The 25219-nt window shown below is 56.9% G+C and carries 25 protein-coding genes; 15 read left to right on the top strand and 10 right to left on the bottom strand.

Annotated features, from left to right (window positions below):
• Positions 1 to 26: 26 nt before the first annotated feature.
• Both HFD94_RS12790 and HFD94_RS12785 read right to left on the bottom strand, forming a co-directional pair.
• Positions 27 to 1091, bottom strand: a complete 1065-nt coding sequence (locus tag HFD94_RS12790; protein ID WP_159226986.1) for a LacI family DNA-binding transcriptional regulator — start codon at positions 1089 to 1091, stop codon at positions 27 to 29.
• Positions 1088 to 1342, bottom strand: a complete 255-nt coding sequence (locus HFD94_RS12785; protein WP_122889613.1) for a hypothetical protein — start codon at positions 1340 to 1342, stop codon at positions 1088 to 1090. Before HFD94_RS12785 ends, HFD94_RS12790 begins: the two co-directional genes overlap by 4 nt.
• On the opposite strand from HFD94_RS12785, the gene HFD94_RS12780 reads away from it, so the two are divergent.
• The gene (locus HFD94_RS12780; RefSeq protein ID WP_010248988.1) at positions 1314 to 2624 is read left to right on the top strand and encodes an MFS transporter; all 1311 of its coding nucleotides are present in this window, start codon (positions 1314 to 1316) and stop codon (positions 2622 to 2624) included. The genes HFD94_RS12785 and HFD94_RS12780 overlap by 29 nt on opposite strands.
• Before the next feature lie 10 nt (positions 2625 to 2634).
• Positions 2635 to 4998, top strand: coding sequence for a TIM-barrel domain-containing protein (locus HFD94_RS12775; RefSeq protein ID WP_122889614.1), 2364 nt, complete (start codon positions 2635 to 2637; stop codon positions 4996 to 4998).
• Positions 4999 to 5058: 60 nt separating this feature from the next.
• Here the strand turns inward: HFD94_RS12775 and ftnA are convergent, their stop codons facing one another.
• Positions 5059 to 5565 (bottom strand): non-heme ferritin, encoded by a 507-nt coding sequence (gene ftnA / locus HFD94_RS12770; RefSeq protein WP_010248984.1) that lies wholly within the window; start codon positions 5563 to 5565, stop codon positions 5059 to 5061.
• Between the two features lie 489 nt (positions 5566 to 6054).
• Between ftnA and HFD94_RS12765 the strand changes: the two genes are divergently transcribed.
• Genes HFD94_RS12765 through HFD94_RS12755 form a run of 3 tightly spaced genes read left to right on the top strand, consistent with a single transcriptional unit; the run spans position 6055 to position 8294 of the window.
• On the top strand, positions 6055 to 6723 hold the full coding sequence (locus HFD94_RS12765; RefSeq protein WP_122889615.1) for a nucleoside recognition domain-containing protein: 669 nt from the start codon (positions 6055 to 6057) through the stop codon (positions 6721 to 6723).
• On the top strand, positions 6713 to 7186 hold the full coding sequence (locus HFD94_RS12760) for a YjiG family protein (protein WP_010248980.1): 474 nt from the start codon (positions 6713 to 6715) through the stop codon (positions 7184 to 7186). The genes HFD94_RS12765 and HFD94_RS12760 overlap by 11 nt, the downstream gene beginning before the upstream one ends.
• Before the next feature lie 4 nt (positions 7187 to 7190).
• The gene (locus HFD94_RS12755) at positions 7191 to 8294 is read left to right on the top strand and encodes a M20 peptidase aminoacylase family protein (protein WP_167433184.1); all 1104 of its coding nucleotides are present in this window, start codon (positions 7191 to 7193) and stop codon (positions 8292 to 8294) included.
• A gap of 41 nt (positions 8295 to 8335) precedes the next feature.
• On the opposite strand, the gene HFD94_RS12750 is transcribed toward HFD94_RS12755, so the two are convergent.
• From HFD94_RS12750 to HFD94_RS12720, 7 genes are all read right to left on the bottom strand, one after another.
• The gene (locus tag HFD94_RS12750) at positions 8336 to 9007 is read right to left on the bottom strand and encodes a DUF1989 domain-containing protein (RefSeq protein ID WP_122889617.1); all 672 of its coding nucleotides are present in this window, start codon (positions 9005 to 9007) and stop codon (positions 8336 to 8338) included.
• Between the two features lie 13 nt (positions 9008 to 9020).
• Positions 9021 to 9686: an amino acid ABC transporter permease gene (locus HFD94_RS12745; protein ID WP_122889677.1), complete on the bottom strand. Its 666-nt coding sequence runs from the start codon at positions 9684 to 9686 to the stop codon at positions 9021 to 9023.
• Positions 9686 to 10336: an amino acid ABC transporter permease gene (locus HFD94_RS12740; protein WP_122889618.1), complete on the bottom strand. Its 651-nt coding sequence runs from the start codon at positions 10334 to 10336 to the stop codon at positions 9686 to 9688. Before HFD94_RS12740 ends, HFD94_RS12745 begins: the two co-directional genes overlap by 1 nt.
• A 6-nt stretch (positions 10337 to 10342) precedes the next feature.
• On the bottom strand, positions 10343 to 10990 hold the full coding sequence (locus tag HFD94_RS12735) for an urea carboxylase-associated family protein (protein ID WP_122889619.1): 648 nt from the start codon (positions 10988 to 10990) through the stop codon (positions 10343 to 10345).
• Positions 10974 to 11603, bottom strand: a complete 630-nt coding sequence (locus HFD94_RS12730; protein ID WP_122889620.1) for a DUF1989 domain-containing protein — start codon at positions 11601 to 11603, stop codon at positions 10974 to 10976. Before HFD94_RS12730 ends, HFD94_RS12735 begins: the two co-directional genes overlap by 17 nt.
• A gap of 3 nt (positions 11604 to 11606) precedes the next feature.
• Positions 11607 to 12434, bottom strand: a complete 828-nt coding sequence (locus HFD94_RS12725; RefSeq protein WP_167433183.1) for a transporter substrate-binding domain-containing protein — start codon at positions 12432 to 12434, stop codon at positions 11607 to 11609.
• Between the two features lie 249 nt (positions 12435 to 12683).
• Positions 12684 to 13535: a MurR/RpiR family transcriptional regulator gene (locus HFD94_RS12720; protein ID WP_122889622.1), complete on the bottom strand. Its 852-nt coding sequence runs from the start codon at positions 13533 to 13535 to the stop codon at positions 12684 to 12686.
• Positions 13536 to 13843: 308 nt separating this feature from the next.
• On the opposite strand from HFD94_RS12720, the gene prfC reads away from it, so the two are divergent.
• The 10 genes from prfC (at position 13844) to mrdA (ending at position 25213) form a co-directional block, all read left to right on the top strand.
• A complete protein-coding gene (prfC, locus tag HFD94_RS12715; RefSeq protein WP_010671098.1) occupies positions 13844 to 15430 on the top strand; it encodes a peptide chain release factor 3 in 1587 nt (528 codons plus the stop codon).
• Between the two features lie 258 nt (positions 15431 to 15688).
• Positions 15689 to 16303 (top strand): molecular chaperone OsmY, encoded by a 615-nt coding sequence (osmY, locus tag HFD94_RS12710; protein WP_010671097.1) that lies wholly within the window; start codon positions 15689 to 15691, stop codon positions 16301 to 16303.
• A gap of 112 nt (positions 16304 to 16415) precedes the next feature.
• Complete coding sequence (locus HFD94_RS12705; protein ID WP_003848537.1) at positions 16416 to 16577, top strand: DUF1328 domain-containing protein; 162 nt, start codon at positions 16416 to 16418, stop codon at positions 16575 to 16577.
• A gap of 220 nt (positions 16578 to 16797) precedes the next feature.
• Entirely contained in the window at positions 16798 to 17850 is a 1053-nt protein-coding gene (locus HFD94_RS12700) for a patatin family protein (RefSeq protein WP_167433182.1), read from the top strand.
• Entirely contained in the window at positions 17847 to 18644 is a 798-nt protein-coding gene (locus HFD94_RS12695) for a TatD family hydrolase (protein ID WP_010671095.1), read from the top strand. Before HFD94_RS12700 ends, HFD94_RS12695 begins: the two co-directional genes overlap by 4 nt.
• Before the next feature lie 248 nt (positions 18645 to 18892).
• The gene (gene deoC, locus HFD94_RS12690) at positions 18893 to 19672 is read left to right on the top strand and encodes a deoxyribose-phosphate aldolase (RefSeq protein ID WP_010248957.1); all 780 of its coding nucleotides are present in this window, start codon (positions 18893 to 18895) and stop codon (positions 19670 to 19672) included.
• A gap of 62 nt (positions 19673 to 19734) precedes the next feature.
• A complete protein-coding gene (deoA, locus tag HFD94_RS12685) occupies positions 19735 to 21063 on the top strand; it encodes a thymidine phosphorylase (protein WP_122889624.1) in 1329 nt (442 codons plus the stop codon).
• A gap of 95 nt (positions 21064 to 21158) precedes the next feature.
• The gene (gene deoB, locus HFD94_RS12680) at positions 21159 to 22382 is read left to right on the top strand and encodes a phosphopentomutase (RefSeq protein WP_122889625.1); all 1224 of its coding nucleotides are present in this window, start codon (positions 21159 to 21161) and stop codon (positions 22380 to 22382) included.
• A gap of 26 nt (positions 22383 to 22408) precedes the next feature.
• The gene (deoD, locus tag HFD94_RS12675) at positions 22409 to 23122 is read left to right on the top strand and encodes a purine-nucleoside phosphorylase (RefSeq protein WP_010248951.1); all 714 of its coding nucleotides are present in this window, start codon (positions 22409 to 22411) and stop codon (positions 23120 to 23122) included.
• A gap of 219 nt (positions 23123 to 23341) precedes the next feature.
• Positions 23342 to 25213, top strand: a complete 1872-nt coding sequence (mrdA, locus tag HFD94_RS12670; RefSeq protein ID WP_045139630.1) for a penicillin-binding protein 2 — start codon at positions 23342 to 23344, stop codon at positions 25211 to 25213.
• The last annotated feature ends 6 nt before the right edge of the window (positions 25214 to 25219 follow it).

Raw genomic sequence — 25219 nt, 5'->3', positions numbered from 1 at the left:
TCCGCGCCGGGTTAATCCATACCGTGTTAATCATAGAGGCCATGCTGCTGGACCGGTGCATGGCTGAGATTATCGCGAATGCGCCGCACCGACTCGCGCACCACCAGCCTGCCATTCAGCAGCAGGCTGCCGGTGGGTGTGCCGGGATTCAGTCGCATCTCCTGCAACATTCTCACTGCCGCTGCGCCCAGCTCATCACGTGGCACCTGCACCGAGGTCAGCGGAATATCGTGGATAGCGGCCAGGTTAAAGCCATCCATACTCATCACCGAAATATCCTGCGGCACCCGCAGACCGGCCTGCTCCAGCGCAGTGACGGCGCCCGCCGCAATGTAATCACCGCTGGCGAGAATCGCGGTCGGGCGAAGCGCATCAGGGCAGTGGCGCAGATATTCACTCAGCCGCTCCGCCGCTTCATTGCTGCTGAAGCTGTTCAGGGTCAGCAGATGCTGGCGGCTGTCAAACCGCAGGTTCATGGCATGCCAGGCGTCGCGCACCCCCTGCAATCGCTGCTCCATGGTGTAGCGGCGTAAGCAATGCAGCGACAGGATCTGCCGGTGTCCTTGCTCAAACAGGTAGCGCGCTGAGAATTCACCAATCAGCTGATGATGGGGCGAGACCGAAGGCAGGCGCATTCGGCGATCGCGGGCGTTAATCAGCACGCAGGGTTTGTTCATCTCCGCCGCCAGCTGATGAATATGCTCATCATCAATGCCGATCAGCAGTGCCGCTTCGGTCTGCTGCATCTTATCGATAAACAGCGCCGCATCACTTTCCACCTCCTCCAGCGGGCAGTAGCGCAGCCGCACCTCATGCGGCTCTACCGCCTGGCTGATCCCCTGAATCACTTTGTAGTAGAAGATGTCACTGCGTACATCAAAGGCGCGCGGCGGGGCAAAGACCATCAGGTTATTCAGCAGCAGGCGACCACTGTGCAGATTGTTAAGGACGCCCTGCTGCTGCGCCACGACCAGCACTTTGTCACGGGTGGCGGGCCGGGTATTGGCTTTACCCGCCAGCACCCGCGACACCGTACTGATGGAGACGCCGCTGAGTGCCGCAATCTCGCTTACTTTCAGCCTTTGTTTCATTCTGTGATCGCCTTCAAATCTGCTGATGAAAAATTTTTCATAACCTGCTGAATCGCGTCAGATATGCGTTTCAGTGCCATTTTCTGCCGGGATTCAGCCTGCCATGAAAAGCGTTGCAAAAAAGTGTCTGTACCCACGTTTCGCACTTTTCTAAGTTCGTTACAGGACACGCGGTACGCCAGCAGGCGGTGTGCGTCATCAATGGCAATCAGGAGTGGCACAATGAGCCTCGAATCAACAACCAAACCCATCAGTGCATCCCGCACGGTGCGCGTGATTAAAAATTTACGCTGGTGGATGCTGGGAATGTTCCTGCTGGGTGTAACCGTCAACTACATCACCCGCAACTCGCTCGGCATTCTGGCACCGGAACTTAAAAACAGTCTTCACATGACGACCGAACAGTACTCCTGGGTGGTGGCGGCGTTTCAGCTGGCCTATACCCTGTTTCAGCCAATCTGCGGCTGGCTGATCGATGTGATCGGATTGAAGATGGGCTTCCTGATCTGTGCGCTGATCTGGTCGGTGACCTGTCTGCTGCACGCCGGCGCAGGAAGCTGGCTGCATCTGGCATTGCTGCGCTTTGTCATGGGCGCCTCTGAGGCGGCGGCAACGCCCGCGAACGCCAAAGCGATCGGTGACTGGTTTCCGAAAAAGGAGCGTCCGGTCGCGGCGGGCTGGGCGGGCGTCGGCTTTTCGATTGGTGCCATGCTGGCACCACCGATTATTTATGTCGCGCACATAACGTTTGGCTGGCAGGGCGCCTTTCTGCTCACCGGCGGGCTGGGCCTGCTGTGGGTTGCACTCTGGTGGTGGGGCTATCACTCGCCTGAGAGTCATCCTCGTCTCTCTGATGAAGAGCGGGCCTTTATTAATCAGGACAACGAAGCGATCGGGGAAAAACTGCCGTTCTTCACCGCGCTGAAAGTGATTGGTAAAGAGAAGAAATTCTACGGCATCGCCATCCCGGCTTTTCTGGCCGAACCGGCCTGGGCGGTCCTGAGCTTCTGGGTGCCGCTCTATCTGGCCAATGAGCGCGGCATGGATCTCAAGCAGATCGTGATGTTTGCCTGGCTGCCGTTTCTGGCCGCCGACCTCGGCAGCGTCGCCAGCGGCTATCTGACCAAAATCTATGTGCGCTGGTTTGGTCTCACCCGTGTGAATTCGATTGTCGCCAGTTCGGTGACCGGCGCACTGCTAATGGTCTCCCTGGCGCTGATGACGCTGGTAAAAGATCCCTGGCTGGCGATCGCCCTGATCTCCGTCGGTGGCTTCGGCCATCAGGTGATCTCCTGCATGCTGAGCGCGCTGGTGGTGGAGCGTTTTGATCGCCGCCAGATGGCCACGGTCAACGGCATGCGCGGCTCCTGCGCCTGGATCGCCAGCTTTATCTTCTCGCTGATTATCGGCGTCACCGCCGATACCATCGGCTTCAATCCGCTGTTTGTGGCGATGGGCTTCTTTGACCTGATTGGTGCCGTTTTCCTGGTGATGCTGGTCGCCGAACGCCGCCAGCGCCCTGCTAACCCATAAGGATATCGTGATGAAAACCCTGAAGAACTGGACGCTGCATCAGCAGGCCGATCACTTTGTTGAACTCAAGGTCGAAGATCGTCACTTCCTGCGGCTTTACGTGCTGGAGGATAAGCTGATGCGCGTGCTGCTGAAGCGCGACGGTGAGCTGGCGCTGAACCGCACCTGGAGCATTGCGCCTGTCAACGACGTGCCCTGGCAGGGGCGGGATCGTGAGGCGCTGGATGGCTTTACGCTGCCGGCATTTAAGGTTGAACACGATGCGCAGCAGTTGCGCATCAGCACGCAACGGCTGCGTGTCACGGTGCATCAGCCGCTCTGCCTGAGCTGGGAGCAGTTTGATGGTGAGAGCTGGCAGCCGCTGGCCGCCGACCGTCACACCGGTGCCTATCTGCTCAATGCGCACGGTGATGGAGTCGAGCACTATCAGCGTCGCCAGCCGCAGGATCGGGTTTATGGCCTGGGCGAGAAGAGCGGCGACCTGAACCGCGTTAACCGCCGTTTTGAGATGCGTAATCTGGACGCCATGGGCTACAACGCCGCCAGCACCGATCCGCTCTATAAACATATTCCGTTTACCCTGACGCAGCGCGATGGCGTCAGTTTTGGCCTGTTTTATGACAACCTGAGCAGCAGCTGGCTCGATCTGGGGAATGAGCTGGATAACTACCATCTCCCTTATCGCCGTTACCGCGCCGAAGCGGGCGATCTCGATTACTACATGATGCTGGGCCCGACGCTGCTCGATGTCACCAAAGCCTTTGTTCGTCTGACCGGTCGCACCCTGTTTCAGCCGAAGTGGAGCCTGGGCTACAGCGGGTCCACCATGCACTACACCGACGCGCCCGACGCACAACAGCAGCTGCAATCCTTTATCCGTCTGTGTCGCGAGCATGAAATTCCCTGCGACTCGTTCCAGCTCTCATCGGGTTACACCTCGATTAACAACAAGCGCTACGTCTTCAACTGGAACTACGACAAAGTCCCGAATCCCAATGCGCTGAGCGACGCGTTTCATACTGCCGGAATGAAGCTGGCAGCCAACATCAAACCCTGCCTGCTACAGGATCATCCGCGCTATCAGGAAGTGGCCGCGCAGGGGCTATTTATTCGTGACTCTGAGCAGGATCGTCCTGAGCGGTCGGTGTTCTGGGACGATGAGGGATCGCACCTCGACTTCACTCATCCGCAGGCGGTGCGCTGGTGGCAGGAGAATGTCACCCGGCAGCTGCTGGAAAAGGGCATCGATTCCACCTGGAATGACAACAACGAATATGAGGTGTGGGATGGCGAAGCGCGCTGTCACGGTTTTGGTCAGCCGATCGCCATCAAGCATATCCGGCCGGTAATGCCGTTGCTGATGATGCGCGCCTCAATGGAAGCCCAGCAGCAGTTTGCACCGGACAAACGCCCTTATCTGATCTCCCGTTCCGGCTGCGCCGGGATGCAGCGCTATGTACAGACCTGGAGCGGCGATAACCGCACCAGCTGGCAAACCCTGCGCTACAACATCCGCATGGGACTGGGGATGAGCCTCTCCGGGCTGTTTAACGTCGGGCACGATGTCGGCGGCTTCTCGGGCGATAAGCCGGATGCCGAGCTGTTTGTGCGCTGGGTTCAGAATGGCGTTATGCACCCGCGCTTTACTATCCACTCCTGGAATGACGATCACACGGTAAACGAGCCCTGGATGTACCCGGAAGTCACACCGATGATCCGCGAGGCGATCCGGCTGCGCTATCGCCTGATGCCCTACCTCTATAACCTGGCGTGGCAGGCCAGCGTGGAAGATGAGCCGATGCTGCGCCCGACCTTCCTCGATCACGAGCAGGATCCGCTGACCTATCAGGAGTGTGATGACTTTATGCTGGGGCGCGATCTGCTGGTCGCCAGCGTAGTGGAGCAGGGCGCGCGCAGTCGTGAAGTCTATCTGCCCCGTAACCGCGGCGGCTGGTATGACTGGCACAGCGGCAAGGCGTTTGCGGGCGGCGAGACCATCACGCTGGATGCGCCGCTGGATCGGCTGCCGCTGCTGGTGCGGGCCGGTGCGGTGATCCCGCTGGGCGAGTGCGAAAGCACCACCGATGCGCGGCGTGATACGGTGCGGCAATGGCAGCTATGGCCTGCCCCCGAAGGCGTGCAGACTCAAGGCGAAATGTTTGATGACGATGGCGAGAGCCACGGCTGGCAGCAGGGTAATGCGCTATGGCTTCGCTGGACGCTCTGCAGCAGCGCCACGCGTATCGATCTGACGGTGGAAAAACGTGGAGATTACCAGCCAGCCTGGCGGGAGATCGCGCTGTTACTGCCTGCGGGTGAAAGCCGTGAACTGTGGGTGAATGGCGGGAAAGCCGCGAGTTACCGGCTGGAATAGCGGTGCAGTGGTGTCAGCAAGACGGCAATAAGATCGGCCCCGAAAAGGGGCCGATAAACATTATTCTGCGTGGTTCTCGGTGCTCATGCGGCCCAGATCTTTATCGACCAGGAACAGACCGTTGCCGCTGTTGCTGACAAGCGCCAGTTTATCCAGCACGGTTTTGAACAGCTTCTCTTCTTCATGCTGCTCGGCAACATACCACTGCAGGAAGTTGAAGGTAGAGTAATCCTGTGAGGTCATGGCAGCATGGGCCAGTTCATTGATTTTGCTGGTGATCAGCTGCTCATGCTCCAGCGCCTGCTGCAGAATTTCATTCAGTGAAGTGAAAGAGACTGGCGGCGCAGCGATGGTACCCAGCACCGGCATGCCGCCGGTATCGCTCAGGTAATCAAACAGACGCTGCATATGCTGCATCTCTTCGCGTGAATGCATCTTCAGGAAGGAAGCGGCACCCTCAAAGCCTTTGTCGCTGCACCAGGCGCTCATTTGCAGATAAAGATTGGCAGAGAAAAATTCCAGGTTCAGCTGGTCGTTTAAACGCCCAGTCATTTCAGCAGTCAGCATGGCCGAGTCCTTTTAAGATGATGTTAAATAAACAGGTATAGTCGGTGAATTATGCATCAAATATGTTAGTAAAGCGAAGGCTTTTCCGCAAAAGCAGCCAATTTATCTGATTGATTTAAATAGAATTATTTCACAAATTGAATGCGAGCGATTCTCATTCTGCATCACTCCTTATCGGGCAACAAAATCAGTTTTTCAGCACCATGATAGTGCGCCCGGTCGCTATCCTGCTGGTGCAATCGCCGCTGAAGCTGGAGAAATAGCGGTCATCTGATGACGCGCCGGAAATATCACGTTGCCGTCAGAAAAAGATATTTCGATGAGCCATAACAGGTATGGCGTGGATTAAACGCCCGGTGGTGACAGCAGGGCCATTAATCATCGCGCGCCGATCGGCTCTGGCATAAATCATGCTTAGAACTCAGTTCCATATATTGAAACTTGCCACGGCAGGGAACAGGCGGCAAGCCAGGTTATCAGGAGAAAATAATGTCAGATGAGAGTGTGATAAGTCCGGTAAAAATGACGGCGACCAGAGGCAGTTATGTCGCGTTAATTTTTGCCATCCTGTTTTTCTCAGGACTGTTTTATAACGTCGAGGGTCTTTCATGGCTGGGCGCCTTTGACTTCACCACGCTGGGCGGCAGCTTTGGCACCATGAAAGATCCCGCCAGTAACACCTTTCTTGGCGCAGGCGGGCTCAGTGCCAAAGCGGGTTTCCTGTTTGCGCTGTCGCTGACGCCCACGGTGATGCTGGCGCTGGGCGTGCTGGAAATCTTCACCCACTACGGCGCGATTCGCGCGGCGCATCGGTTGCTGACGCCACTGCTTAAGCCGCTAATGGGGCTGCCGGGCCATTGCGGTCTGGCGTTAATCACCGACCTGCAAAGTACCGACGCGGGCGCGGCATTAACCAAAGAGATGGCCGACCAGAATCAGATCGGTAAAAAAGAAGTGGTGGTGATGAGTGCCTGGCAATATTCCGGTGCCGGCTTAATCAATAATTATTTCGCCATCGGCTCCGCGCTATTCGCCTCAATGACGCTGCCGATTATTATTCCGCTGTTATTAATGTTCGTGCTGAAATTTGTCGGTGCGGCGATAACGCGCGCTGTGTTAAACAGTGTTTATAAGAAGGATTTCGCCGATGGAAAATAAAATCACGACCAGCAGTAATCCCTTTGATGTGTTTGTGACCGGCGCGCGTAAAGGCTTTCACATCGCCATTCACAACCTGATGCCAAATGTGGTGATGGCCTATGTGCTGGCAGAAGTGCTCAATCTGCTCGGCATCATGCAGTTTCTCGGGCACGTTTTTGCGCCAGTGATGGGGCTGTTCGGGCTGCCGGGTGAGGCAATTACGGTGCTGCTCACCGCCTGGCTCTCATCGTCGGCGGGTACCGGCGTAGCGGTGAGTCTGCTGACCAAAGGGCTGCTGACCGGGGCGGATATCACGATTCTGGCCCCGGCGATTTTCCTGATGGGATCGCAGCTGCAATATATGGGACGGCTGCTGGGCGTGGCCGATGTGCCAAAAAAATACTGGCCGCTGCTGATGCTGGTGAGCATCATCAACGCGCTGATCGCAATGTCTGTTATGCGTCTGTTTATTCAGGAGTAACGCTGTGTCTGAGGTATTAGAGCATTACCACTATTTACACGAAATTCCGGAGCTGGGTTTTCAGGAGGTGAAAACCTCGGCCTACATCGCCGATCAGCTGGAGAAAGCGGGCCTGAAGGTGACGCGCAATATCAATAACACCACCGGCATTGTGGCCGAGATCGACAGCGGTGTGCCGGGTCCGGTGCTGGCACTGCGCGCGGACATGGATGCGCTGGGGCACATCATTGATGGCGTGCCGTGTGCGCGCCACACCTGCGGTCACGACGGTCACTCTTCGGTCGTGCTGACGGCGGCGACGGCTCTGCTGCAGGAGGGCGCGGTGAAACGTGGCCGGCTGAAGATCCTGTTCCAGCCCGCCGAGGAGCTGGGCGCCGGTGCGCTCTCAATGATCGAAGGTGGCGCACTGGATGATGTGGAGATAATTCTGGGGTTCCATCTGCGTCCGCTGGAGGAGTGCGTGGTCGGACAGGCGGTGCCTGCGGTGCTCTACTCAGCCTGCAGCACGCTGGAAGCGACCATCAAAGGCCAGCCCGCCCATGCGGCGCGTCCGCACCTGGGGGTGAATGCGCTGGATGCTGCCGTACAGGCGGTTCAGGCGGTCAACGCCATCCACCTCTCGCCCGGCCTGACCTGGAGCGTCAAAGCGACCCGCTTCCTGTGCGACGCCGGTGTCACCAACTCGGTGCCGGATGAAGCCCGCGTAGTCTGGGATCTGCGTTCGCAGGAGAACGGGCCGATGACGCTGCTGAAAGAGCAGGTCACGCGCGCCATTACTCACAGCGTGGCGGCACTGGGTGCCAGCGCCGAGGTCCGCGTATTAAAAGAGATGCCCGCCGCCGAGATTGATGATGAGGCGACGGCGGTGATCCGCGCCGCGATCGTCGAGGTGCTGGGCGAAGAGGGCGCGCTGTCAACCCGGACCACGCCAGGCAGCGAGGACTTTTTCTACTATCCGGTGAAGCGTCCGGGTGTAAAAGCGGGCTTCTGGGGGCTGGGCACCAACCTGACGCCCGGATTGCATCATCCCGACATGCATTTTGATCTCGACTCGCTGGAGATTGGTGTGCAGATCTTCAAAGCCTGCGTCAGAAAGGTGCTGGGATAGATATAAACGTTGCCCGGCTCGCGGCGGGCAACGCATTCCAGTCAGGCTGGTACCCACGGCCCTGCCAGCGGGGGCTGAGGAAAACCACCGGTAAGAATACGCAGCTCCGCATCGCGCGGGGTATTATCGCCCGCACCCTGAATGCTGACGATATCCTGTGGGCAGGCGGAAAAAGCCACATAGCAATCCATTTCCGCGCGAAGAATGATGTAATCCCCCGGACGCGTCACCACCGGTAGCGTTTTTAGCGTTATGCCGTCTGGCTGCACCTGAATATTCATAAAAATATTAAACGACGCCAGATTGCCGTGCGGCAGCTTCACGCCCAGCGCCGCCATTCCCTCAAACAGATTGTCATGGCAGTTGCGGTGCGGTTCGGTACAGCCCAGCAGTTCATAGCGGCGTGCATCGCAGGCTGCCATAAAGGTGTCGTGTACGCCCGGCGAGGTATCCGCTACCAGTGTCAGAATGGGATGGCGCTGGCTGGTGATAAAACTGTCGCCCACCCGGGGATTAAGGCGCTGGTTCCAGACCCGTGATGCCTCCATCGACATATATTCAGTCAGGTCGGTTGCGTTATACGCCCAGCAATCCACCACCTGTGTGCCGTGCAGATTGATGACCTGCACGGCTTCGCCCTTGCGCAGTAATACGGCTTTACCGTGACGTGCGGGGACTAGCAGCGCATCGCGCTGCTGATATTCAACTGACATACTATTCTCCTGATCAATGTGGCAGAGTGCGACGGTAGCGCGTCATACGAAATTCAATACGGCGTGTCAGCCAGTCGAGCAGGCTGTTGAGTACCCAATAGCAGAGCGCAACGGTGAGGTAGATCTCCAGCGGAGCATAGGTGGCGGAGATCGCTTCTTTGGCCGCGTACATAAACTCCTGTACTGAGACGATAGAGAGCAACGCGGAGTCCTTGATCAGACCGATCAGCAGCCCAACCAGCGGTGAGAGCATTTGTGGCAGCGTTTGTGGCAGTGCCACGTCACGCAACTGCTCCATCCGGCTCAGCCCCAGTACGCGGCTCGCTTCCCACTGACCGCGCGGCAGCGTCTTGATCGCGCTGCATATGACCTGGGCAACGTAGGGGGCGTAGTAGAGCGTCAGCGCGAGCACGCCTGCCTGAGACGAGCTGAAAGTGAGGTTATATTCTGGCAACACGAAATAGAGCAGGTAGATCACCACCAGCAGCGGCAGCGCCTGGGTCAGCGCACTGTATAAACGCAGCAGCTTTCGCCAGAAAGCGGGCGCGCGCAGCATCCCGACCGCCATGATGACGCCCCACAGTAACGAACAGAGGGCCGCGACGGCGCAGAGTTGCAACGTCACTGCCATTCCTTCGCCGAGTGACGGCAGCGCCGTAAGAATCGCCTGCCAGTCCATCATGTGCGTTTCCCTCTGCGTTCGAGTTGATGCACGATGCGCATCAGCGGCAGCGCAATCAACAGATAGCCCGCAGCCACCAGCAGTAATACCTGTGTTGCCTCATAGGTGCGGGCGATCACGATCTGTCCGGCATAGGTCAGTTCGGTGAGCGCCACCACCGATGCCAGCGGCGTGGTCTTGAGCAGAATGGTAAATTCGCTCACCAGCATCGGCAGGCTGGCGCGCACGACCTGTGGATTAATGACGTACCACCAGGTCAGCCACCGGCTCAGTCCCAGCGTGCGTGCAGCTTCGCGCTGACCGCGTGTCACCAGACCCTGATTCACGCGCAAAATCTCCGCCACGTAAGCGCCACTATTTAAGCCAATGGCGACCACCGCCGCCAGCATGGGGTGTCCGCCAAGACCAAGGCGTGGCAGGGTGAAAAAGACTACAAACAGCTGCACGATGGCGGGGGTGCCGCGCATCAGGCTGACGTAGAGACGTCCTGCACCGCGCCACAACCAGAAGCGTCGCAGCTGAAGAAAGCAGCCGAGCTGGCCCAACACCAGGCTAAGCAGCGCCGCCAGCACAGTGAGAGAGAGCGTCATCAGCAGGCCATGTCCCAGTTCGGGCAGGGCGCTGACGACCTGTTCGTTCAGCCCCATCACCGGCTACTCCCTGTTAAAATCGGACAGATTTTCCGCAACAGCAAGGCGAAGCGGCGCAGGCTGGTCATTACCCTCAATTCCGGTATTGCAGGCGGAAACGACAAACTGCATATCCATGGTGACGCGGCAGGTAACCGCGTCGCCCGCGCGGGTCAGATTGGGTTCAGGCAGGATCTCGCCCGCCTGCGTGAGTCTGACGTGCATGAAGAGATTGATAGGATCGGGCAGCTTCGGCACCCGGATGCCGAGACGTGACAGCTCAAGACTTACCGCCTCGACACATCCCTCATCCTGATAACCCCGGGAGGCGAGGAAGTCGCGCGTCGAAGCGGGAAGCAGCAGGTCGTGACGTTTTACGCTATCTTTGCCCAGCACCATCATCGGACGGCGGCGATTGTTAACCAGGCGCATGCCGGAGCCGAGCAGATAGCTGTTGCTAAAGACGCGGGTGTGGTGAACCGAGAGCCATACCGCCGGATCCAAAAGGCTGAACCCGAAAAGCGACGCCACCGCGCCCGGCGCCAGCGCACTGATGCGTAGCAGCTGGCCGCGCAGCACCTGAATTGCGCCGACATCACCCGCTGCGACGGTGAGCGGAGCGGCAACCGGACGCGGCACCTCTTCCGTAAAACCTTCACGCATAAGCAGCATGGTTGACCTCCGCAGGCTCGTCGTCATGGATCTCAATGGCGATCGGCGTGACCTGCAGGCCGTTGCCGGGAATGATGTCCTGTGGACAGGAGGAGACGGCGCAGATGAGATCGCACAGCGCCTCGAACACGATCCGGTCACCGGCCCGACTGTGTGGATCGGTGACCTCCATGCGTCCGTCGGCGGTCACCGGGCCGTTCTGAAACAGGTTGAACGGTTCCGGTAATGAGTAATAGGTGATGCCGTGCGCCTTCATGCCTTCCAGCAGATTATCGACACAGTTGCGATGGCCCTCTATGCCGAAATCGACGCTGAAACGGGTGCGATCGCAGGCGGGGACATTGGCATCGTGAATGCCAATGGTGTCGGAGACGATGCGCAGCAGCGGGCGGTTGTCGCTGGACCAGAGTGCATCCCCTGGCTTGAAGAAAAGCGAGCGCAGATGCTGGCGGGTATGCACCGGCGAGAGCTTCTCATTATGATTAGCCGCATTCACCGCAACGAAGTCAGCGGCCTGCTGCCCCTCGCTGTCGATGATGATAATCCGCTGGCCTTTACGAACCTGAAAGGTGCGGCCGTGCCCGGCGGGTACCGAGAGAGAGTGATGACTCATCGCTTACTCCATGGGAATAAAGTTGCTGGCGGGCACAGTAAAGGTGGTGCCGAGATACTGCTTCTGAAGCACTCCAAGTTTGCCGCTCTGCTGCATGGCCAGAATATGGTTACTGAGTGCCTTGTTCAGACTAAGGTCCTCTTTACGCGTGGCCCAGGCCATCCACTGCGAAGGCCCCACTTCGCCGGCCTGCGCGATTTTGTCGGGATACTTCTTCACGATGGGGGCCAGCACCGCAATATCATCCAGAACAAAGTCGGCACGCTTCGTCATCAGCGTGCTCACGGTTTGATCCAGGGTGTCGACACTGATAATGGTAATTGGCGGTTTGCCTGTTTTCTTCAGCTCGTTATTGAAGTTTTTCAGCAACTGTTCCGGCACGCTGGCGCTCTTAACTGCACCACGCAACCCTGACAGGCGCTCGGGAGAGAGAGTGAGTTTGCTGAACTTTTCGGCGTCGCTTTTACGCATCAGGACGCCGTTAACCGTTTTGCTGTAGGGCACGGTAAACAGCACTTTTTTCGCACGCTCAGCGGTGACGTTGAGTGAAGATCCTTCCGCGTTGAAAGAGCCGGAGATCAGACCGGGAAGAATGCCGCTGAAGGCGGTTTTCTGAAACTCCAGTTTCACGCCCAGATCGTCGGCAAAAGATCGCATGATGGCCACGCTATAACCGGTGACCTCACCTTTGTCACTGTTGTATTCATAGGGTGGAAAGGTCGGGTCGATACCGACAGTGATTTTGCCGGCACTCTTAATGTCCGAGAGCGTATCAGCCTGCGCCGCACTGACGGCAAGCAGCGCAGTGATGAGCAGTGCAATTTTTTTCATTATGCTGGTCCCTGGTATTGGTGAAGGTCACCTGTACCTGAGCAGATTTTGTGCCACGTTGTGACAGCGGAGAGGCAGAAGGCAGGCGCGCGTCCTGCTTTTATAAACAGAATCAGTGAGAAACATACGTTTCTCATTATGATATTTATTTTTCTTTTGTTTCTTTGACGGTTTAAGCGGTCAGACATGCCGGACAGCGGTGCACCTTTTCAGGGCATCAGTTGAACAAAAATGCGCCAGGATGGCGCGCTATTCGAGCTCGTCGAGCTGCTGGTGCAGAACTTCGATGGCGGCGAGACGATCGCTGCCCGCCTTGCCTGAATGGCGCGCCACCAGCGAGCAAAGCAGGTTACAGACGCCGGAGAGCGCCACGGTGCTGTCGAAAATCAGACTGCCGTCGGTGTGGCAGCGCAGTGTCCAGCGCGCGTGGCGTGCTGGTTTGCCCGCCAGTGCATCGGAGAGATAGAGCATAGGAACCTGCTGCGCACTGAGTGCCGTCATCGCCGCATCCAGCGCGGGCATCCGGCGGCGCAGACCGACGCAGATTGCCATATCCTGCGGGCCGAGAGCCGCCAGCTGTTCGGCCAGCGAATCGCCCGCGCGTGGCAGCAGCGAAACGCTGGGATGGACGTGCAGCAGATCACGATAGATCAGGGCAGCGATAGTCTGGCTGTGACGCCAGCCCAGCACCACGACGCGACGCGCCCCCGCTATCGCCTCAACACACGCCTGCAGCGTTTCCCCCTCCAGCGAGCGGAAGGTATTGACCAGATTGGCAATCTCTTTTTCAAGATGGTGCTGCATCAGGCTATCGAGGGGCGAGGCACTCGAGCCTGAGTGCAGATAAAGAGGCGAGCCGCTGTTCTGCATCTCCCGCGCCTGACGACGCGCCGCTTCGTAGCTCTCATAGCCGAGATGACGGAAAAAGCGCGTGGCAGTCGCTTTGGAGACGCCCGCACTCTGCGCCAGTTCCGTGGCGGTATTCATCGCCAGCTGGCCGGGTGCCGCGAGCAGTACTTCCGCCAGCCGTTGTTCGTGAAGGGAAAGCTCATCCCAGTATTGTCGAATACGGCCCTCCAGGGGGACCGGTCTGGCGCTCATGGGTGATTCCCTGAAAATGAAAACCTTTATCCTGCACAGTGTGTGCCGGGTTGTCATCTGTTTTGACCACTGCGCGCCGGCGGGCAACAATTTCCGCCGCCGCTGTTCGCCGCCGCGCGCAAAATATTGTATGCTATGCCGCCTTAAAGCTGACCAGGTAACCGGAATTCACGCCAATGTAACTTCGCGCTGACCCGCCAACGATGAAAGATCGTTTTTGGCACCGTTTACCCGCCGGTAAGGTTCTGCCGGCCACCGTGATTTATCAGCAGCGCCAGTAAGTTGCGCTGCCTATTGAGAAGAATTCCATGTCTAATCCCTTTTTAGAAGAGGTGGCACGCCGCCGCACCTTCGCGATCATTTCGCACCCGGATGCCGGTAAAACCACCATTACCGAAAAAGTGTTGCTGTTCGGACAGGCTATCCAGACCGCCGGTACGGTAAAAGGCCGTGGCTCTAACCAGCACGCTAAGTCGGACTGGATGGAGATGGAGAAGCAGCGTGGTATCTCCATTACCACCTCGGTGATGCAGTTCCCCTATCGCGATAGCCTGGTGAACCTGCTGGATACCCCGGGTCACGAAGATTTCTCGGAAGATACCTACCGTACGCTGACCGCGGTTGACTGCTGTCTGATGGTGATTGATGCCGCTAAAGGCGTCGAGGATCGTACCCGTAAGCTGATGGAAGTTACCCGTCTGCGCGATACGCCGATCCTGACCTTTATGAACAAACTTGACCGTGACATCCGCGACCCGATGGAAGTGCTGGATGAGGTGGAAAGCGAGCTGAAAATTGCCTGCGCACCGATCACCTGGCCTATCGGCTGCGGCAAACTGTTCAAAGGGGTTTATCACCTCTACAAAGATGAGACCTATCTCTACCAGACCGGTAAAGGCCACACCATTCAGGATGTCCGCATCGTGAAGGGGCTGAACAACCCGGATCTCGACACCGCAGTCGGTGACGATCTGGCGGCACAGCTGCGTGAAGAGCTGGAGCTGGTACAGGGCGCATCGCACGAGTTTGAGCAGGAAGCCTTCCTGAGCGGCAAACTTTCGCCGGTCTTCTTCGGCACCGCACTGGGTAACTTTGGCGTTGACCATATGCTGGATGGCCTGGTGGCATGGGCACCGCGTCCGATGCCGCGTGATACCGACACCCGTACGGTTGAAGCGAAAGAAGAGAAGTTCACCGGCTTCGTGTTTAAGATCCAGGCCAACATGGACCCGAAACACCGCGACCGCGTGGCCTTTATGCGTGTGGTGTCCGGTAAATATGAAAAAGGGATGAAGCTGCGTCAGGTGCGCACCGGCAAAGATGTGGTGATCTCCGACGCCCTGACCTTTATGGCGGGCGACCGTTCGCACGTTGAAGAAGCGTATCCTGGCGATATCATCGGCCTGCATAACCACGGCACCATTCAGATTGGCGACACCTTTACTCAGGGTGAAAACATGAAGTTCACCGGTATTCCGAACTTCGCGCCAGAGCTGTTCCGCCGTATTCGTCTGCGCGATCCGCTGAAGCAGAAACAGCTGCTGAAAGGGCTGGTTCAGCTGTCGGAAGAGGGTGCGGTACAGGTGTTCCGTCCCGTGCATAACAACGATCTGATCGTGGGCGCGGTCGGGGTGCTGCAGTTCGATGTGGTGGTTGCCCGTCTGAAAAGCGAATATAACGTCGAAGCGATCTACGAAGCGATCAACGTCTCTACGGCGCGCTGGGTTGAATGCAGCGACGCGAAAAAGTTTGAGGACTTCCAGCGCAAAAACGAAGTTAACCTGGCGCTCGATGGCGGCAATAATTTGACTTATATCGCGCCAACCATGGTTAATCTTAATATTACGCAGGAACGTTACCCCGACGTCCGTTTCCGCAAAACGCGCGAGCACTAATCGCCTGTTTCCGGGCCATTCCAGCTGGGAGTGGCCCTATTTTCCTCCTTCCAGACTCCTCCTAAAAACCCCGTTTTTCTTCTGTTTTGACGTGTGATCAACCAGTTAGCCAGGCAAATTGCAAAATGCCGTCTATGATTACTCTATCGGACGGCGGAAGAGACTTCTCTTGTCCTTACGTCCTGTAACGCAGCGGCACCTGTGCCTCTGTTGCGCCCACAGTTTTTGGGTGAGTTAACTGATAGAAGGAAGATATCGATGAACAAGACTAAGATTGCTAAAACCCTGATGGCCGCCATGATTGGCTCAGCACTGATCAGCGGCAGCGCACTGGCTGACGAATCAATGTCGCAGAAAGCGTCACAGACAGCCGACAGCGCGGGTTCAAAAATCGATAGTTCTATGAAAAAAGTCGATGGTTATATGGATGACAGCGGCATCACCGCCAAAGCCAAAGCGGCACTGGTAGATGATGACGCAATTAAAAGCACGGATATCTCGGTAAAAACGCATAGCGGCGTCGTGACCTTAAGCGGTTTCGTCACCTCACAGGATCAGGCTGAGAAGGCTGTGGCTGTGGTGCAGAAAATCGAAGGTGTTAAATCCGTCAGCGACAAACTACACGTCAGAGACAGCAAAGCATCATCAATGAAAGGTTATGCGGGCGATACCGCCACGACCAGCGAAATTAAAGCTAAGCTATTAGCGGATGACATTGTTCCGTCGCGCAACGTAAAAGTTGAGACCACCGACGGCGTTGTTCAGCTTTCAGGGCAGGTTGCTAATCAGGCACAGTCAGATCGTGCAGAAAGCATTGCTAAAGCCATTGAAGGCGTGAAAAGCGTTAAGAATGACCTGACGGTTAAATCTTAAGCTTGCGTGCGGTCACTTCTGTGGCCGCACGAATAAAAGATACCCATCCGGGGATGAAATAAGCAGATCGATTTTTAAATATTCGATTTTTAAATAGGGTAAGGAGAGGCTTATGTTTCGTTGGGGCATTATTTTTCTGGTGATCGCACTGATCGCTGCAGCGTTAGGTTTTGGCGGTTTAGCGGGCACAGCAGCATGGGCAGCTAAAGTTGTCTTCGTCGTTGGTATTATCCTGTTCCTCATCAGCCTGTTTACCGGCCGTAAAAAGCTTTAGCCGATGAGTCCTGCAGTGTAATGCAACGCAAAGCATAGAGCGGAGACCAGTCATCTGTAGCGACTGACGTGAAGAGAGGGACACCTTCACATCGCTGCAAGGTAAGCCAGCCCTGCTGGCCTGCCGGTTAAAGGAACATATGACTGGTTCTCCGGAATGCTGCCGTCTTTAACGGATCGATCCTCCAGCAGACCCGGAACCCCTTTTTGAGGTTCGTACAGTGGGTATACGCATTCCTGTCACGCTCGGCGCCATTGAACCTCTGGCCCTGACTCCGTTTAAATCTCAGAAAATTGCGCTGGTTTGTGAAGGCGGCGGTCAACGCGGCATTTTCACCGCAGGCGTATTAGATGAATTTCAGCGTGCCCGATTCAACCCCTTTCAGCTGATGCTCGGCACCTCTGCCGGTGCACAAAATCTTTCTGCCTTTGTCTGTGGTCAGCCCGGCTATGCCCGACGTGTGATTACCCGCTATACCACCAGTAAACTCTTCTTTGATCCGCTGCGCTTTGTGCGTGGTGGCAATCTGATCGACCTCGACTGGCTGATAGATATTACCCGCAGTGAATTTCCGCTGGCGATGAGCAGCGCGGAACAGCTGTTCTCCAGCGGCCGCGAGTTTTATATGTGCGCCTGCCGCAGTGACGACTACACGCCCGGCTACTTCAATCCGACCGCCGATAACTGGCTGGATCTGATCAAAGCCTCCAGTGCCATTCCCGGGTTTTACCGGCTGGGGGTCAGTCTGGAAGGGATCAGCTATCTCGATGGCGGCATCAGCGATGCGATTCCGGTGCGTGAAGCCGCGCGCCGTGGCGCTGATACCATTGTGGTGATCCGCACCGTGCCGTCGCAGATGTTCTATACCCCGAAATGGTTTAAGCGGATGGAACGCTGGCTCAGCACCGGCACACTGCAGCCGATGATCAACGTGCTGAATAAACATGAACAGAGCTATCGGGAAATTCAGCAGTTCATTGAGAATCCGCCCGATGATTTGCGCATTATCGAAATCTTTCCGCTGCATGCGCTGGCCAGCAGTGCGCTGGGGAGCCGCATCGCTTCACTGAATCAGGATTATCATCTGGGACGGCGTTGCGGTCGCTATTTCCTCGCCACGCTGGGCCAGTGGCTGAGCGATGCGGAACCGATGACCACGGCGCGTATCGTTACGCCGCCTGCTCCGGTAGCCAATGCACCCGATACCCGCCTCATCATCACACCGCCGCTGGCGGATAATGATGCTGATTACGACAAAGGATCGCTGGCATGAAGTTTATCGATACGCACTGCCACTTCGATTTTCCGCCGTTTGAAGGGGATATCTCTGGCAGCCTGGCACGTGCTGCAGAAGCTGGCGTGGAAAAGATTATCGTTCCGGCGATCGATGCCAGCCGCTTTGAGCGGGTCTGCGCGTTAGCCGCGGCGCAACCGGCGCTCTATGCCGCGCTGGGCCTGCATCCAATCGTCATCGAAAATCATCAGGAGGCCCATCTCGACCAGCTGGAAACCTTACTGCAACAGCGGCCGCGTAAGCTGGTGGCGATCGGCGAGATCGGGCTGGATCTCTATCGCGACGATCCGCAGTTTGATAAGCAGCAACGCTTTCTTGAGGCGCAGCTTAAGCTGGCGAAAGCGTATCAGCTGCCGGTGATCCTGCATTCGCGCCGCACTCATGACAAACTGGCGCAGATTCTGCGTCGTTACGATCTGCCGCGCCGTGGCGTGGTGCATGGTTTTGCGGGCAGTCTGCAGCAGGCGCAGGCCTTTATTAAGCTGGGTTATGCGATTGGCATCGGCGGGACCATTACCTATGAACGCGCCAGCAAAACCCGTCAGACCGTGGCGCAGCTGCCGCTCTCTTCGCTGCTGCTGGAAACCGATGCACCCGATATGCCGCTGCAGGGCTTTCAGGGCCAGCCTAATCGTCCGGAGCGGGCGCGTCAGGTGTGGGAGGTGCTCTGCAGCCTGCGTGAAGAGTCACCTGAGGAGATTGCCGATGCGCTGTGGCACAACAGTCAGCAGCTATTTCAGCTCGACCCCGCTTTCCCGGCGCTGCGCAACTGACCCCCCGCGTCTCACCCGACCTGCAGCCTTCGCGCTTAAATGTGATAATAGTAACATTGCACCCGCTGGCGTATAATGACCATCAGGTACCGTTATCTGTAATGTTAGTCACAGTAAACGTGGCAATGTTGCATTAATTTCTTATTCCTATGTGACTCCTGGCACATATCAGGCCGCATCAGAGTGTTATTATTATAACATTCCGCCGGCGAGCCGGTGGGTTGCACCCCGATCCTTTGGAGAGCCTCATGACCGATATCAAAGACCTTGCCCTGCGCGCCCTGAAACTGATGGATTTAACCACCCTGAATGACGACGACACCGACGCAAAAGTGATCGCCCTGTGTCATCAGGCCAAATCCCCGGCAGGCAACACCGCCGCAATCTGTATCTATCCGCGTTTTATTCCGATTGCCCGTAAAACGCTGCGCGAGCAGGGAACTCCGGAGATCCGCATCGCCACGGTGACTAACTTCCCGCACGGCAATGACGACATTGATATTGCGCTGGCAGAAACCCGCGCCGCTATCGCCTACGGTGCCGATGAAGTGGATGTGGTGTTCCCGTATCGTGCGCTGATCGCCGGTAACAGTCAGGTCGGTTTCGATCTGGTGAAAGCCTGTAAAACCGCCTGTGCCGAAGCAGATGTACTGCTGAAAGTGATCATCGAAACCGGTGAACTGAAGCAGGAAGCGCTGATCCGTCAGGCCTCTGAGATTGCCATTGATGCCGGTGCCGATTTCATCAAAACCTCTACCGGTAAAGTGCCGGTTAACGCCACGCCTGAAGTAGCGCAGATCATGATGAACGTGATCCGTGATAAAGGCGTCAGCCAGCAGGTTGGCTTTAAGCCCGCTGGTGGCGTGCGCACCGCTGAAGATGCCGCTATCTATCTGAAAATGGCGGAAGAGACGCTGGGTGCCGACTGGGCCGATGCGCGTCATTTCCGCTTTGGTGCATCAAGCCTGCTGGCGAGCCTGCTCAACACCCTGGGTCATGACAGCGACACCAGCAAAGCGGGTTACTGATCCTTCAGGCGGTCGCTGACCGCCTGTTCCCCATCCTGATTTCCCTGAACCAGGGGGTTACCTTGTTCCTGCCACAAGAAATAATTCGCAAAAAACGTGACGGCCATGCGCTGACTGAAGAGGAGATTCGCTTCTTCATCAATGGTGTGCGTGATAACACCGTTTCGGAAGGTCAGATTGCCGCGCTGGCGATGACCATCTATTTCCACGATATGACGCTGCCTGAGCGGGTCGCGCTGACCATGGCGATGCGTGATTCCGGTACGGTACTGAACTGGAAATCACTTAATCTCAATGGCCCGGTGGTGGATAAGCACTCGACCGGCGGCGTCGGCGATGTGACGTCGCTGATGTTAGGGCCGATGGTCGCGGCCTGCGGCGGATATGTCCCGATGATCTCGGGTCGTGGCCTTGGCCATACCGGTGGCACGCTGGATAAACTGGAAGCGATCCCGGGCTTCGATATCTTCCCGAGCGATGACCGCTTCCGCGAGATCATCAAGCAGGTGGGTGTGGCGATTATCGGCCAGACCAGCTCGCTGGCACCGGCGGATAAGCGTTTCTACGCCACGCGTGACATCACCGCCACCGTCGATTCGATCCCGCTGATTACCGCCTCGATTCTGGCGAAGAAGCTGGCAGAAGGGCTGGATGCACTGGTGATGGATGTCAAAGTGGGTTCCGGCGCGTTTATGCCAACCTATGAGGCGTCAGAAAGTCTGGCGCAGTCAATTGTTGGCGTCGCCAATGGCGCAGGTTGCCAGACCACCGCACTGCTGACGGATATGAACCAGGTTCTCGCCTCCTCAGCCGGTAACGCGCTGGAAGTGCGTGAAGCGGTTCGCTTCCTGACCGGCGAAGAGCGGAATCCGCGCCTGCTGGAAGTGACGCTGGCGCTCTGCAGCGAAATGCTGGTCTCCGGCAAACTGGCCGCCAGCGACACCGAAGCGCGTCAGAAGCTGATGATGGTGCTGGATAACGGCAAAGCAGCCGAGGTATTTGGTCGTATGGTCGCTGCCCAGCAGGGACCTGCCGATTTCGTGGAACGCTACGACGCTTATCTGCCCGCGCCAATGCTGAGCAAGCCGGTGTATGCCGACCAGCCAGGCATCGTCAGCAGCATGGATACCCGTGCGCTGGGTCTGGCGGTGGTGGCAATGGGCGGCGGACGTCAGCGTGCCAGCGACAGTATTGATTACAGCGTCGGCTTAAGCGACATGATCACCCTGGGCGAACGTGCCGATGCGCAGCGTCCACTGGCGATCATTCACGCCAGCAGCGAAGACAAATGGCAGCAGGCCGCCGCCGCGGTCAAAGCCGCGCTGGTGCTCGGTGATTCTGCCCCGGCTGAGACGCCGGTTGTCTATCGCCGTGTGAGCGATATCAGCTAACTGACCGGTAACCGGTGCCAGCTGCGATGCATTCGGGTATACTGATCTGATCGCTTTTTTTTGACTTGTCACGCGCCGATGCGCAGGAGACTTGCATGAAACGTGCTTTTATTATGGTTCTCGATTCCTTTGGAATTGGCTCCAGTAAAGATGCCGATAAATTCGGCGACGCAGGTTCGGATACTTTAGGTCACATCGCCGAAGCCTGTTTCAGGGGTGAAGCAGACAAGGGACGTAAAGGCCCGTTGAATCTGCCTAATCTTACCGCGCTGGGTCTGGGCAAAGCCGCAGAGCTGTCGACCGGCCGCTTCCCGGCAGGTCTGGATCCTGAGGCGAAAATCACCGGCGCGTACGCTTACGCCAGCGAGCTTTCGTCAGGTAAAGATACGCCGTCAGGCCACTGGGAGATCGCCGGTGTGCCGGTGCTGTTTGACTGGGGCTACTTCAGCGACAAAGAGAACAGCTTCCCACAGGAGTTGCTGGACAAACTGGTCGAGCGCGCAGATCTGCCGGGCTATCTCGGGAACTGCCACTCTTCAGGTACGGTGATCCTCGACCAGCTGGGCGAAGAGCACATGAAAACCGGCAAGCCGATTTTCTATACCTCTGCGGACTCGGTGTTCCAGATCGCCTGTCACGAAGAGACCTTTGGTCTGGATCGACTCTATGCGCTGTGCGAAATCGCCCGTGAAGAGCTGACCGAGGGTGGCTACAACATCGGCCGGGTTATCGCCCGTCCGTTTGTGGGCGACAAAGCGGGTCAGTTCGAGCGCACCGGCAATCGTCACGACCTGGCAGTTGAGCCACCATCCGCCACCATGCTGAAAAAGCTGGTGGATGAGAAGGGAGGTCACGTGATCTCCGTGGGTAAAATCGCCGATATCTATGCTGAGCAGGGCATTACCAAAAAGGTCAAAGCGACCGGTCTGGATGCGCTGTTTGACGCGACGATTCAGGAGATGAAAACCGCGCCGGATCAGGCGATTGTTTTCACTAACTTCGTTGATTTCGACTCAACCTGGGGACATCGTCGTGATGTTGCCGGTTATGCGGGCGGGCTGGAGCTGTTTGACCGTCGTCTGCCTGAGCTGATGGAGTTAGTCGGAGAAGATGACATTCTGATCCTGACCGCTGACCACGGCTGTGACCCGACGTGGGAAGGTACTGAACACACGCGTGAGCACATTCCGATTCTTATCTACGGACCGAAAGTCGAGCCGGGTTCACTCGGTTACCGCGAAACTTTCGCCGATATTGGTCAGACAATTGCACACTATTTTGGCCTGTCCGAGATGGACTATGGCAAGAACATGCTGTAAATCAGCAATTTAATAAGGATTAAACAATGGCAACCCCTCATATTAATGCTGAAATGGGCGATTTCGCAGACGTCGTGCTGATGCCTGGCGATCCGCTGCGTGCAAAGCACATTGCTGAAACCTTCCTGGAAAATCCGGTAGAAGTGAACAACGTGCGCGGGATGCTGGGCTACACCGGCACCTATAAAGGCCGCAAAGTCTCTGTAATGGGCCATGGAATGGGTATTCCTTCCTGCTCCATCTACACCAAAGAGCTGATCACCGACTTTGGCGTGAAAAAGATCATCCGTGTGGGCTCCTGTGGTGCCGTGCGTGCCGATGTAAAACTGCGTGACATCGTGATTGGTATGGGTGCCTGCACCGATTCCAAAGTGAACCGTATGCGTTTCAAAGATCACGATTTTGCTGCGATTGCTGACTTCGACATGGTGCGTAACGCGGTTGATGCGGCGAAAAACCTGGGTGTTGAAGCGCGCGTGGGTAACATCTTCTCTGCCGATCTCTTCTACACCCCGGATCCGCAGATGTTCGACGTGATGGAAAAATATGGCATCCTCGGCGTTGAGATGGAAGCTGCAGGTATCTACGGTGTGGCCGCAGAGTTCGGTGCTAAAGCGCTGACCATCTGCACCGTATCAGACCACATCCGTACGCACGAGCAGACCACCGCTGCTGAGCGTCAGACCACCTTCAACGACATGATCAAGATTGCGCTGGAGTCTGTTCTGCTGGGTGATTAATCAGCGTGGCAGGCATTGACGCCTGCTGCCCGATCCCCCTGCGCAGATCCCCCTTAACCGGGGGATCTGCATTTTCCCGCCTCGCCGTCCCGGTAACATTCACATCAAATGACACACTTTTGGTCAGGCTTGTGCATCTTCGCGCTGGCACGCCCGCGATCGCGCTTTATCATGGTGCGCAATAACAGATAATAATTAATCGCCTGATAATGCCCCCTGATGAACTTTCGTAACTTCGAAGCTGAAGAGAAGCTGTTTGCCCGCCGCGCTGCAATAGCCTTTGCTCTGGTCTGTCTCTGTTTCACCATTCTTGGCGTAAACCTTTTTCGCTTACAGGTGCGTGATCATGGCTATTACCAGACGCGCTCTAACCAGAACGACATCAAAATGATCCCCATCGCCCCGACGCGCGGGCTGATTTATGACCGCAACGGCATTCCGCTGGTGCGAAACGTCAGCTGGTACGCCATTACGCTGACGCCTTACAAAATCAGCGACATGGACGCCACGCTGCGGGCACTCACGCCGATCGTTAATCTGACGCCGGACGAAATCGACACCTTCCGCCATGCGCTGAAGCAGACCAGCCGTTACAAGCCGGTGGTGCTGAAAGAGGAGCTGACTGAAGAGCAGGTCGCCCGCTTTGCGGTCAATCAGTTTCACTTCACCGGCGCCAGCATTGAGACCTACCAGGATCGTGAATATCCCTATGGCGCGGATCTGGCGCATGTGATCGGCTATGTGTCGAAAATCAACGATAACGACTATAAACGGCTGAATGCGGAAGGCATCGCCGAAAACTATGCGGCTGACCATAACATTGGTAAGCAGGGGATTGAGGGCTATTACGAAGCGCTGCTGCACGGCAAGCCGGGTTATCAGGAAGTGGAAGTGGATAATCATGGCCGCATTGTGCGGGTGCTGAAAGAGGTACCGCCGGTCGCGGGTAAAAACCTGACGCTGACGCTGGATCTGCACCTGCAACAGTATGTGGAAAGCCTGCTGGCGGGGCAGCGTGCGGCGCTGCTGATTGAAGATCCGCACGACGGCTCCGTGCTGGCGATGGTCTCCAGCCCCAGCTACGATCCCAATCCGTTTGTGAAAGGCATCAGCTATCAGGCCTACAAAAAGCTGCTACAGGATAAAGACCTGCCGCTGATTAACCGCGTCACGCAGGGACTCTATCCGCCCGCCTCCACGGTGAAGCCTTACATGGCGATGTCGGCGCTGCTGACTCATGTGATTACGCCGCAGTCGCAATTCTTTGGCGCACCCACCTGGACGCTGCCAGGCACGGACCGGCGCTATCGCGACTGGAAAAAAACCGGGCACGGCATGCTGGATGTGACGCGGGCAATCGAAGAGTCTGCCGACACCTTCTTCTACCAGGTGGCGTTCATGATGGGCATCGATCGCATTCACACTATGCTCAGCCAGTTTGGCTATGGCAAATCGACCGGTATCGATCTGAATGAGGAGTACAGCGGTTTACTGCCGAGCCGTGAGTGGAAGCAGAAGGTGCATAAAAAGGCCTGGTATCAGGGCGATACGGTTTCAGTCGGTATCGGACAGGGTTACTGGATTGCGACACCCATTCAGATGGTGAAAGCGATGGTGGCGCTGATTAATAACGGTCGGGTCATTGCCCCCCATCTGCTGGAGAAAACCCAGCGCGGCACGCTGGTGGAGAACTATCATCCGCAGCAGCATGAAGCGCAGATTGGCGATCCTCATTCACCTTACTGGTCGCTGGTACGCCACGCGATGTTTGGCATGGCTAACGCACCCAACGGCACCGGGTATAAATATTTCCACACGGCACCCTATGGCATCGCTGCGAAAAGCGGGACGTCGCAGGTGTTCAGCCTGCGCCAGAACCAGACCTATAACGCGAAAATGATACCGGTACGGCTGCGTGACCATATCTTCTACACCGCCTTTGCGCCCTTTAATGACCCGAAAGTGGCGGTAGCGTTAATTCTGGAGAATGGTGGCAACGAAGGGATTACTGCGGCACCCGTAATGCGGGCGATTCTGGATCATATCTTTATCCCGCCGGTGCCAGAAGCGCCGGTTCAGGCAACACCTTAAAAGGGG

Origin of the sequence: Pantoea sp. EKM20T, assembly GCF_011800485.1 — a bacterium.
Classification (GTDB): Bacteria; Pseudomonadota; Gammaproteobacteria; order Enterobacterales; family Enterobacteriaceae; genus Pantoea; species Pantoea agglomerans.
This window is presented reverse-complemented; position numbering and strand designations above follow the sequence as displayed.